General features: G+C 66.7%; 13 protein-coding genes. 2 read left to right on the forward strand and 11 right to left on the reverse strand.

Translation table 11 applies throughout. From position 1 onward, the window contains the following. Nucleotides 1-33: 33 nt before the first annotated feature. Nucleotides 34-657, reverse strand: a complete 624-nt coding sequence (locus tag ACIHAO_RS29130) for a galactosyltransferase-related protein (protein ID WP_396563109.1) — start codon at nt 655-657, stop codon at nt 34-36. Between the two features lie 306 nt (nt 658-963). Further along, complete coding sequence (locus ACIHAO_RS29135; protein ID WP_396563111.1) at nt 964-1,980, reverse strand: hypothetical protein; 1,017 nt, start codon at nt 1,978-1,980, stop codon at nt 964-966. Between the two features lie 13 nt (nt 1,981-1,993). Here ACIHAO_RS29135 and ACIHAO_RS29140 point away from each other — a divergent pair, with 13 nt between their 5' ends. Further along, complete coding sequence (locus ACIHAO_RS29140; RefSeq protein ID WP_396563113.1) at nt 1,994-2,740, forward strand: hypothetical protein; 747 nt, start codon at nt 1,994-1,996, stop codon at nt 2,738-2,740. Here ACIHAO_RS29140 and ACIHAO_RS29145 read toward each other — a convergent pair. Further along, nucleotides 2,727-3,281, reverse strand: a complete 555-nt coding sequence (locus ACIHAO_RS29145) for a hypothetical protein (protein ID WP_396563115.1) — start codon at nt 3,279-3,281, stop codon at nt 2,727-2,729. The two genes, ACIHAO_RS29140 and ACIHAO_RS29145, sit on opposite strands and share 14 nt — an antisense overlap. Nucleotides 3,282-3,471: 190 nt before the next feature. Continuing rightward, nucleotides 3,472-3,996 carry a hypothetical protein gene (locus ACIHAO_RS29150; protein ID WP_396563117.1) on the reverse strand — a complete coding sequence of 175 codons (525 nt, stop codon included), beginning with the start codon at nt 3,994-3,996 and terminating at the stop codon, nt 3,472-3,474. Between the two features lie 166 nt (nt 3,997-4,162). On the opposite strand from ACIHAO_RS29150, the gene ACIHAO_RS29155 reads away from it, so the two are divergent. Continuing rightward, nucleotides 4,163-4,435 carry a hypothetical protein gene (locus tag ACIHAO_RS29155; RefSeq protein ID WP_396563119.1) on the forward strand — a complete coding sequence of 91 codons (273 nt, stop codon included), beginning with the start codon at nt 4,163-4,165 and terminating at the stop codon, nt 4,433-4,435. A gap of 339 nt (nt 4,436-4,774) precedes the next feature. On the opposite strand, the gene ACIHAO_RS29160 is transcribed toward ACIHAO_RS29155, so the two are convergent. From ACIHAO_RS29160 to ACIHAO_RS29190, 7 genes are all read right to left on the reverse strand, one after another. Beyond that, nucleotides 4,775-6,463, reverse strand: a complete 1,689-nt coding sequence (locus ACIHAO_RS29160; RefSeq protein WP_396563121.1) for a phage/plasmid primase, P4 family — start codon at nt 6,461-6,463, stop codon at nt 4,775-4,777. Next, the gene (locus tag ACIHAO_RS29165; RefSeq protein WP_396563123.1) at nt 6,460-6,843 is read right to left on the reverse strand and encodes a hypothetical protein; all 384 of its coding nucleotides are present in this window, start codon (nt 6,841-6,843) and stop codon (nt 6,460-6,462) included. The genes ACIHAO_RS29160 and ACIHAO_RS29165 overlap by 4 nt, the downstream gene beginning before the upstream one ends. A gap of 181 nt (nt 6,844-7,024) precedes the next feature. After that, nucleotides 7,025-7,327 (reverse strand): hypothetical protein, encoded by a 303-nt coding sequence (locus tag ACIHAO_RS29170; protein WP_396563125.1) that lies wholly within the window; start codon nt 7,325-7,327, stop codon nt 7,025-7,027. 180 nt (nt 7,328-7,507) lie between these two features. After that, nucleotides 7,508-7,915, reverse strand: coding sequence for a hypothetical protein (locus tag ACIHAO_RS29175; protein WP_396563126.1), 408 nt, complete (start codon nt 7,913-7,915; stop codon nt 7,508-7,510). Then, nucleotides 7,912-9,402 (reverse strand): recombinase family protein, encoded by a 1,491-nt coding sequence (locus ACIHAO_RS29180; RefSeq protein WP_396563127.1) that lies wholly within the window; start codon nt 9,400-9,402, stop codon nt 7,912-7,914. Before ACIHAO_RS29180 ends, ACIHAO_RS29175 begins: the two co-directional genes overlap by 4 nt. Next, nucleotides 9,324-10,235 carry a ComEC/Rec2 family competence protein gene (locus ACIHAO_RS29185; RefSeq protein WP_396563130.1) on the reverse strand — a complete coding sequence of 304 codons (912 nt, stop codon included), beginning with the start codon at nt 10,233-10,235 and terminating at the stop codon, nt 9,324-9,326. The genes ACIHAO_RS29180 and ACIHAO_RS29185 overlap by 79 nt, the downstream gene beginning before the upstream one ends. Continuing rightward, on the reverse strand, nt 10,232-10,534 hold a 303-nt coding region (locus ACIHAO_RS29190), incomplete at its 5' end, for a ComEA family DNA-binding protein (RefSeq protein ID WP_396563132.1). The genes ACIHAO_RS29190 and ACIHAO_RS29185, both read right to left, overlap by 4 nt.

The raw sequence follows: 10,534 nt of genomic DNA on the forward strand, positions 1-10,534 counted from the left end.
CATACGCTCCTACCCACTGGCGTGCCGTCAAGATCACCAAATGACTGGAGCAGCATGAATCGGGTTTACCCACGTGTCGCGGAATAGCAGCACGTTCGGGCTTTCTTCCGACAGGTCGTGATGTTCGGTCGGGTGCCAGAACTGGATCAGCGGTGTGCCCGGGTAGCTCTGCGGAGCCATCCGGGGCGCATCGCGCTGTAAGCGATACCAGAGATCGACGTCCTCGTAGGCCCAGCCCTCGTACCGCTCGTCGAAGCCTCGGACCTTCTCGAACGTCGCGCGGGTGAAGGCGATCGGGCCGACGCACGGAGACGCGAACATCTCCGGGTTCGGAATGCCGGGTTTAAGACCGGCCTCGATCCACCTCCGTGTGGCGACCTCGCCCACCGACGTTCCCCGGTCGAACAAGAGCGTCCACGGCTGGGCGTCCAGCTCGGCCGCCGCCCATGCCACCGTCGCGGGGCAGGGCAGCATGTCCGCACCGAAGCACACGAACCGGTCGTACTCGGCCGGGGCGAGTCGGACGGCGTTGTTGATCGCGCGCGACACGGAGAACTTCCCGCGAGCGGCGAAGGCCGGGTCGGCCGCGACGATCAGGTCGCAGCCGGTGCCCTCCCATTCGGAGCGGAGCCGACGCCACACGGCTTCGCGGATCACGCCAGCGTCACCAGCTGGGCGCCCAAAAGGAACGACGACAGCAACACCCATGGGCCCGCCCTCCAGAACTTCGTAGCACTGGAGGGCAGCCCCACAGGCTCAGTCTTCCGACTTCTCGTATCTACGTGGACCGACCTTGCGGAAGGAACCGTTGCAGGCGTTGCACTTCCAGAGGTTTGGTTGCTCTTCGATCGGAATGTGGATCAGTTCGCCTTCGCGGCATTCAGGGCAGATATCCATGCGAACAACGCTATGACCGAACCTCCGCAAAAGCACCTCATGTATGCGGAGACGTGATCCATAACGTCAGCCGCCCGCGTAGGCCGTCTCCCATCGGTGAACGTTGGCTTCGATGGTTCGTCCGGCGGCCCACTCCCGGGCCGTTTTCCCGAGCTGCTCACGCGCCTCGGGGTTGTCGACGAGGTACCGCAGGTGCTCGGTCCAGTCGCTGGCCCTGCTGGCCAGGTGCGCGACAGGGCCGGCGTAGCCCTTGAGGACGCGGTACGGCGAGCCGTGCCAGCCGGACACGATGGACGGGATGCCGAGCGCGGACATCTCGACGAGCGCCAGGTCTGACTTCGCCTCGTTGAAGATCGAGGGCCTCAGCGGGATCACGGCCATGTCGAAGTCCACCGCCTTCAAGAAGTCGCCGACGGCTTCGTGCCAGCCGGTCCACCGAGTGCGGCTGTGGTTGCTGGCCACACGGGATGTGTAGTCGGCACCCATCGCGTGGAACTCGACGCGGCCCCGATACGCCGGGTGCTGGAGGAAGGCACGCAGGGGGCGAGCCAGCTCGCCAAAGTCGCGGTTGTGCGACAGTCCGCCACGCCAGCCGATCGTCAGCAGCTCGGGGTCCGGGGTCGCGGGCTTCTCGTGGTCGAGCAGCCAGCCCGGCACCTGGTTGGGCAGCACGTGGATCTCGGCCGTCATGTTGATCGAGGCGGCGTAGTCGGCCAGCCGGTCCGTGGTCACCGTGATCACGTCGGCCATAGCCATGTTCTGGTGGTAGCGCTCGACGGTCTCGGCGTCGTAGAAGTGCGCGGCCTGCCGGTTCGATGGGTCCACGGCGGACAGGAGGTCGTCGGTCTCGAAGACGAGCTTCGTGTGCCCGGCGCGGGCGAGCTTCTGCCAGGTGACCGAGGCGGCTTCGTTGCAGACCCGCTGCCCGACGACCACGTCGCATTCTCCGGCGTGCACCTCGGCGGGGACCACGCGGCCGTCGGCCATGACGTCGTGGCCGCGGTTCACCAGCTCGGAGCCGGGCAGCAGGGCGCGGTAGAAGCCGCAGCCGGAGTAGTCGGCGAGCCAGTAGAAGATCCGCATCGAACCTCCTTGGGTGCGCGATACTCGCGGCATGAAGTTCGGAAAACTCGATGCGCGCATCCTTGGCGCGATACTGGCGCTCGCGTTCATCTTGTTGATCATCATGAGCGTCGTGCTGAAGCAAGGCGCCGACTGGTGGTCCGCCTGGGGCCAGTGGGTTGGCGGCATCGGGTCGATCGGAGCTGCTGCCGTCGCCGTATGGATCGCAGTCGAGGGCTGGCGGCGAAGTGATCGAGAAGCCAAGGAGAAGGAAGAGCGTGAACTGGCGACGAAGGTCGCGCTCTGGATCGAACAAACACCCCACGATCCACGCCCAGCATCACGACCCGGATTCGTGTTGAAGTACATCAACGGCGGCGGTATGCCGATCTACAAGGCCGAGGCGACGGTGACGTTCCCCAACGGCCCAGCCCCGTACATCGACACCCAATTGATGCTGCGGCCAACCACTACCCCCGAGGACTTTGCACGCGACTCCCGGGCCTTCAACGAGATCCTGCTGGCCGCACTCTTCAAAGAACGGGATCTGCTCCGAGCTGAGCTGACCCATCAGGGGCTGGACGACTTACCCAAGTCCTTCACACCGCTCTTGCTCGATGAGCGCTACGTCGACGCAGCCCTGCTGATGATCATCAACACGGTTTCGATCACGTTCACCTTCACCGATGCCAATGGCGTCCGCTGGGTTCGCGATCTGGACGGCAGGCTTCACCGCGAAGTCACCACAGATGACACCAGCTTCTTACCTAGCCTCCACTGATTTCGCCGCGCCGTGCCTCGTTCCGTTCCCGCGCCTGCCTCATCAGCTCGGCCACGTCGGCCGGCACTTCGGTCACCACGGCGTTGAGGCTGCCTTCGACCTTCTGCGGCGCGTCGGCTCCGGTGAGCTTGGCCAGGCGCTCGTCGAGCTTGATCAGCCGGTCCACGGTGGACAGGCGCAGCCCGTAGTCCCGGACGAACTCGCCGGTCTCCGGGTCGCGGACGACGTCGCCGTCCTTGCCCGCGGTGACCGGGGCCGGGTCGACGTCGAGCAGTTCGCCGACCTTGAGGCGTAGCGCGTTCGTGCGCTCGATCAGGATCGTGCGGTACCGCTCGGCGACGGGGCCGACGCGTTCGGCGGCCTCCAGCTCGATCAGCTTCCGCACGGTCTCGTGCGAGACGGGCTCACCCTCGGCGGTCATGATCGCCGCGACAGCGCGCAGGCTGTGACCTTCCAGGGATAACTCGAAGGCGCGGACCTGGCGCTCGGCCTTGGCGGCGACAGCGCCGGTGGTCTGATGGTTGGTTCCGCCGCTCGGCATCGTCTTCACCTCCGGCAGAGCTAGGCCTGAGTTTGAAGAAGCCCCCGAACACCGACGCGTTCGGGGGCTTTCTCGGGCCGTCGTCTCGCCGTTCCAGCAACCCCCGAGCGGGCAACTGGGATCTTCGGGCACGACGGTGCCTCGTCTTGAAACGTACGCGACCGCGACAACTAATGCAACACGGGTCGCATTAGGCCGCAACTCCTGCCGCTGCGTCGATCAGGGCCAGGACGTCCGCGAGTCGGTAGCGCCCATACGGATCGGCGCTGATTCGCCCTCGGTGCCGCCAGACCCGCACGCGACCAGCGGACACCGGGGTACCCCAGGTGCGCGTCTCCCGTTCGATCTCGGAGGGCGTGAGCCATGTGGTCTCGACGTAATCCCGCGCAGCAGCAACGGATTCCGCGCGGTCCATCCACTCGCCACAGCCGGAGCACTGCGCGGCCACGCGGTCGAACTCGCACACGACCGGCGAGCCGCACTCGCACAGTCCGAGGGGAACCCGCAGCGGCCGCTCGATCCGCGCCATGGCCGCCGCCTCCAGCTCGAAGTATTGCGGACCGGCCGCGCCAGCGAGAGCGTCGCGCAGCTCCAGCGCGTCCAGGTCGATCGGCGGCGCCGAGCCGAAACCGGACTTCGTGCCGATCGCCCCCGGCCGGGAGGTCACCGCCTGGCGGGCGACGACGTGGTCCAGCAACTCCATCAACTCGGACATCGTGACCTCCTGACCAGCAACAACATCGCAAGATCAGCATAACCGACGTTCCTGTTTAGACGGTTACGTCAAGGTGCCAGTGTCAACGGCTCTGGTCGAGCGCCTGAAACGCACAGCCGCTCCGCAGCGACCACCGTGCACACGACACGACCACAAGGGAGCCTCAATGATCGAACTGTTCAGCGGCAGCCTCGGCGTCGCACTCAAAGTCGATCGAGACGTGAGCTACGGCGAGGCCGAAGCTGCCCTCAGGCGGCACGGCTTCCGGTCCTACCTCGTGAACCGGACCTCATCCGGAGCAGGCCGCACGGAACTTCACCTGAACACCTCGATCCCCGTGGACGAGATCACGGCGGACGGAACGCCGGCCGTGGACGCCGCCGACGCTCTCCGTCGCCTGGCCGCCGTGGTTGACGACCTCGACAAGGGCGGCGAGTAGGAGGTGCACGGGTTGTGCACGACTTGTGCACGGGTTGCCGGGCAGCACTGGCTACCCATTTTCGCAGTTCAGAGCCCTGACGCGCGTGGTGTGCACGGGTGCACGGGTTTGCGGCGCCGTTCAGGCCCATAGAGATAAAAGATCTTTCTCTTGCTATAGGACGAATAGCCATAGAAACCCGTGCACCCGTGCACTTCCTCCACTCAAACGACTGCTGAGCTGCGGGAACACGGTGCACGGGTTGGGGCTCGAAACCCGTGCAAACCCGTGCGCAACCCGTGCACTTTCCAGCACACGACGAAGCCCCCGCGCCTTGGGCACGGGGGCTTCGCTGCGTTGTCAGGCGTCGATCGAGATAGCGCGGAGCCGAAGGCCTACGCGGGTTCGGCGCCGCTTCCCGCTGGTTCCTGCCCATCCTGTGAGGAATCCTCGGTCAGTGAGACCTCGGCCGAACGCGGTGATGCTGAGCCGGTCTTCGGCCCTGACCTTGCCGTACTCGCACCACGTGTTGAACGCATCCCACAGGTCGGCCGCGGTGACGCTGTACTCGACGTCGCGTTCGGTGGCCTCGGCAAGCCAGAGGTCCAGTGTGGACAGGCTGTCGCGCAGCTGGGCGGTAGCCACGTCGACGGCGTGCGGCGGCTCGGCGATCCCTTCGCGTTGGTAGCGGTTCCACCCTTCGACGAGCCAGGCGAGCACGGCGTCACGATGCTCGGTGCTGATCCGAGCGGCGAGCATCGTGTCCTCCTTCGCGCGCTCGATGGTCTCACCACAGGGGATGGCAACGAGGCGCCGCCAGAGCCCAAGGTCAGCCCCCTTGATGATCGGCGCACTGTTGCAGGCCACCCAGGGAACGAAGGCGGGGATGCGCTCCAGGTACGTGTCGGCCCGCATCTTGCGGGCCTCCGTCTTGTCGTTACCGGTGAGCGCCTTGATCTCGTCAGCGTGCATCTCCCACCGATCTGACGTCTCGGATGCGTGAATGAGCCGTCGTGGCAGAGCTTTGATGATGTCGGGCCGCGCGGCATCGGTTTGCTTGCCGCTGAACAGGTTCAGCTTGAACGGCCCCGCGTGCTCGCCGAGCACGGACCCGATGATCTCCAGGAAGGTCGACTTTCCGCTGCTCGTCTTGCCGATCATGAAGATCATCAGCCGTCGATTGTTCGCGCCCCACAGGGAATACCCCGCCAGTCGCTGCACGAAGGCGCGCACCTTTGGATCGGGGAGCACGTGGTTCACGAGCCGCTCCCAATCAGCGGAGCTATCGCCAGGCACGTGCTTCGCCTCGGTGGTCCGGGTGAGACGGTCGGCGCGCCGGTGCTCGCGAAGCGTGGCGGTGTCGCCCAGTTCCAGCGTTCCGTTGCCCACCGAGAGCAGTTCGGGCCGCGCGTCGAACTGGTCGGCGTCGACGGCGACCCCTTCGGAGCGGACGAGTCCGATGGCGCTGGCCACGACCTTGGCCTTCTGCGAGGCGTGGGCGAACTTCCGCAGGGCCCCAGCTCGCGCCTCGGCGATCTCGGTTGCCTTGTCGTTACCGTCCGCAGCAACGACCTTCGCCAGCATCTCGGCGGAGTCGGCCTCGCGAGCGAGGCTCAACACGGTGTCCATGCCGCGTCGCTGGGCGACGTGGTCGCCGTCGTCGAGCTTCCAGCGACTACCTGACCAGCTGAGCCATCCGCCGAGCGTTTTGCACCACGCCAAATCGGCTGCGTACTGGTCGGCGATGCGGTCGGCGAGGCCGAACTCAGTCAGGGCGCGGCCTCCTTCCATCTTCCTTCGGTGTACGCCGATCAGCGCTTCGACAGAGTGACGGGCGCCGTCAGGATACAGGCCGGTGAGGCGCGCCCAGTCGTCTTCGGGCACTCCGGTGTGGCGAAGATGTTCGAGGAAGCGCCGCACCCCTTGGGTTTCAGCGATCAGGTGCAACCGGTCGGCAAGGTCGTCGAGGCGCCCGACCTTGCCTAGTGTCGTGTAGCTCTCTGGGGTGATCTGGTGGACGGCGTCACGCCAGTCCTGAAGGTTGGTCATTCGCAGACCCACTTCCGCGCATCAGCGCCGCTGACGAGAGTGCCGCCCTGGAGCTTCTCCACTCGTACGAAGTCTGGGTTGCCGTCGTCGACGGTGTAGTAGTAGCTGCGGGCGATGCCGAGGTCGTCAGTGGGCTCGATCTCGGCGTAGGCGCCGGTGATGTCGAGGCCAGGGTTCTCCGTTTGGAAGTCGGCGACCTCGTGCGGACGTAGCGGGCGCTCGTAGGCTTCGCCTCCTAGCTCGACAAGTGTCCGGTAATCGTCAGCCAACGTGTCCGCGGTGGCCTTGCCACGTGCGCATTCGTGGTACCACCCTGGCAACCGGTGGTCGGTGCCGAGTTCGCTGGAGCAGCCGATGCAGGCCTTGGAGTCCGTGGTCATCGACGCTCACCCGCTTGCCGCCGCTTACCTGCGGGGTGACGGGCGATCGATTCCTCGATCGCCTGATCAAGGGCTCCCCCTACCATCCGTAGTGGCGTAGAATCAAGGTGACCACCACTGCTGGTAATGGTTCGACTGACACGGCCCCGCCCTTCACGCGGGGCCGCGTCCTTTTTGTTTGTCATCGGGCACCGCCGTTGATGATCGCGGCGAGACGGGCCTTCGACGCCTCCGGCAGCGGAGGCGCGGCGGCAACAACTTCCGCGATCCGCGCTGCGAGTCGGTCGCGTTGATCTGGTCCGAACTGGTCGACGGGTGGGGCGGTGTCGACGATGGCACCGAGCGTCGAGATGTACCTTTCAGCACGGAATTCGCGCCGAGCGGCGCAGGTGATGGGATGCTCTGCGCCGTGATCCCGAGTGGCGGCCGCCAGCTTGCCGCGAGCGCGGCGTGCCTCTGGAGAAGCACTGATGCTGCGAGACATGGGTTCTCCGAACAGCTCGAAGTACCCTGCCGCGCCCACTGATGAGGGCTGGGAAGGGTCAGCTGCCCGAATGATCACGTTGAACGTGCGCCATCGGCTGGCGGCCGGTTATCGCCCCGGCGGCGGCCGGTTCACACTCCGGCTCGCGTCTTACGTCTACTAAACCTTACATCAAGGCGATCACTGCGCGCAGACTCGCGCAAGCGTGGCGAGCGGGATTCTCGTTAGGCCTGCTGCCGCAAGGTTGTCGAGCGCGCTTCCGAGCCTTTCTCGATTGAATCGTTGTTCGTGGCCACACGTCGGGCACACGATTCGCCAGCCGCGGGGAATGGGAAAGATCCCGCCCTGTGCTCGCTCGTCCCGCGCGTCCAGACCGTCCTCATCGAGAGTGCGAACCGCATCCCAATCGCCAATCCGGCCGCCGCGACTCTCCATCCGACGGAACGTAAAGCTACGCAAACGACGAGGCGCATCGCGCCGATCGGGCTGGTGCGGTGTGTCTCCATCCGCCTTCGACCCGCACGTAACGACGATCTCCGCAAGAATCGACCTGAGCGGGTCAAACTGCTCATCCTTCGGCTCGGTCATACCGCCTCCACTTCGTGATGCCACAGAAAGTCCAGAGCCGCTGGGTCCCGCCACTTACCGCGCCCCGTCGGCAAGATGATCGGCACACCCAGAATTCGGATGACCTCCCTCTGCTGCGGCACGGTGAGCCGCTCCCAGCGCTCTCGCGCACCCGGCCCAGCGAGTTCAGCGATCAGCGGGGATGAGGCGGCAGCGTGCTGCTCAGCGCGCCGTTCAGCGGCCTTGATCTGCGGCAGCAGCCGCGCCTCGATCCGGGCCAACCCCTCGTCGGACAGCTTGTCGTCGGCGGCCTGGTCATAGAACCGGTTGAGCCGCGCCTGGAGCGTGGCCGCCTCCTGCCGCGCCTCATTGGCACGCCCGGACTCGTCCGGCACCAGAAGTTCCAGAGCGTCATCGCGCTCCAGGCGGCCGATGACGACCTCGGTGACGAACGTGTCGACCAGCCATTGTGTGCGGGCAACGCAGAACTTGCGCTCGCAGGCGTACGACGGCGTTCCGCGGTTTTTGATCCGACGACAGCGCGCTCGGCACATTTCGCCGTTCTCCAGCGTCTTGCCACATCGTGCGATATTGACGAGCAAGTGTTTCGTCGAGCCGTCGGCGTAGGACTTCCGACGGGGATCACAGAGCTTTGCGACGAGCTGGTCGTGCAAGTCGCGAGACTTCTTGCGCGCCTCGCCGGGATCATCGTCATCGACGAGAATCGCCGGCCAGCTAGCCTCCGTGCCTGTCGCGATCTCGTTGTTGTGCACGCGATACGCGGCGTACGTCGGGTTGATCGCCACGCGCCGAACGCGGATGCCGTCCCATTCCGCGCCTTCAGGAAATTTCTTCGTCGGGCGGGTGCGGATGCCGCGCTCGTTGAGGTCGGTGGCGATCGTGGCCAGCGGTTCCCCGGCCAGCGCGCGCTTCGCGATTTCCCGGACGATCGGCGCCGTTTCTTCGTCAGCGACCCAATTGTCGAGTTTCCCGGTCTCGGGGCTGCGGATGGGGCGGTAGCCGAACGGGGGTTTCCCGGTCGGGCGGCCAGAGGCGAGCGACGATCGGCTGCCGCGCTTCACGCGGCGTTGAGTCTTGCCCGACTCGCGAACGGCAAGCGCGGCTTGCAGGTCGAGCTGGAAGGCGTCCTCTTCGTCTGCGAGGTCGTAGACCCGGCCACCGACGCCGATCTTGACATTGTTCTCCTCGCACGCGGCGAACAGCGCGGCGAAGACTCGGCGGTCACGGGAAGCGCGGCTCAGCTCCCAGCAGAGCAACAGGTCGATCTCCCCGGCCTCGATCGAAGTCATCGCCTGTTCCCAGCCCGGCCGGGCTTTGGTGGCGAACTTCGAAGCGGATCGGCCGTCGTCGCGCTTGACCCAGACCGTGCGCCACGTGGGCTCCCGCGCGACCCAGGCGTCGTTCTCGATCAGCTGGTCGTCGACGGAGCGTTCGTTGAGGTGGGAAGCCCGGCCGTACTGGCCGACGCGCACGATGCCACTTGACATGCCCCATGTGTAGCACGAACAATGTCTCCGCTCACGGCCATCAGGTGGGACATGCCGGAGTCCGTGAACTCGCGTTCGACCCTCGGGGACAGCGTGCTCGTATCTCCCACGACCAGTCCTGGCACCAGACCGGCCTGCTCCTCCGGGAGGACGGCGCACAGCTCCCGGAGCCCGGTGCGCAGCGACTCCGCGGCTCGCTGCCACCAGGGCGCCGGTCCGAGGGCCGACGGCGGACCTCGCACCGACAGGACCGCGACCGTGAGCTCGGCCCCCTTCGCCGGTGCGAGCCGCCCGGAGGCGGTGACCTGCTGCCCGGGCAGCAGGTCCGTCCACCCCTCGGCGGGAGCGAGCAGGAGGATCCGGCCGGCCGAATCCACCGCCCGCTCTCCCGTCACCACGGTGTCCACCGTCGCGGCGATGACCACCAGGCGGGTGCCTGCCCGGCGATCGGCGTATCCGGCACCGCGGACCGGACGTGGCCGCTCGGTGACCACCACCTTCGTGGTGACTTCGCTCCCCCGTGCGGCGGCGGCACGGAGGTCGTCGTGCTCGGCGGCCCGGATCCGCAGCGCCACCGGACCGGCGGTGAGCACGCCGAGGACCGCGAGCGCGCCGAGGCCCACCACCCACCGGGACGCCGTCCGGCGGGCGCGGACACCGGCGGTGATCGCGAGCACCACGGCGGCCGCACCGCAGAGCATCGTGATCCACCAGCCGCCCAGAAGCCCGGAAAGAGTGCCGAGCCAGGCCGTCGCCGCGGCCGGTACCAGCCGCAGGTCCTGCCCTCGCCACGACGCGGTGTCCACTTCGGACGGATCGGCGGACGGGTTCATCCGACGGACACCAATTCCCGGACTTTTCTTATTTTGGATTCGCCGATCCCTTCTACTTCACGGAGTTGCTCGACACTGGTGAACCCGCCGTGCCCGGACCGCCAGTCGACGATGCGTTTAGCCATCACCTCGCCGACCCCGGGCAGGGTGTCGAGTTGCTCGGCCGTGGCCGTGTTCAGGTCGAGCTTCCCCACCGGTGCCGCCGTTCCGGCCGCGGCCGGAACGGCGCCGCCCGCCCCCCCCCGCACGCCCACCGCCCCCCCCCCCGCCCCGGTGAACCCCCGCCCAAACCAAACCGG

The sequence above is a fragment of the Amycolatopsis sp. NPDC052450 genome, from assembly GCF_044547565.1.
Lineage (GTDB): Bacteria > Actinomycetota > Actinomycetes > Mycobacteriales > Pseudonocardiaceae > Amycolatopsis.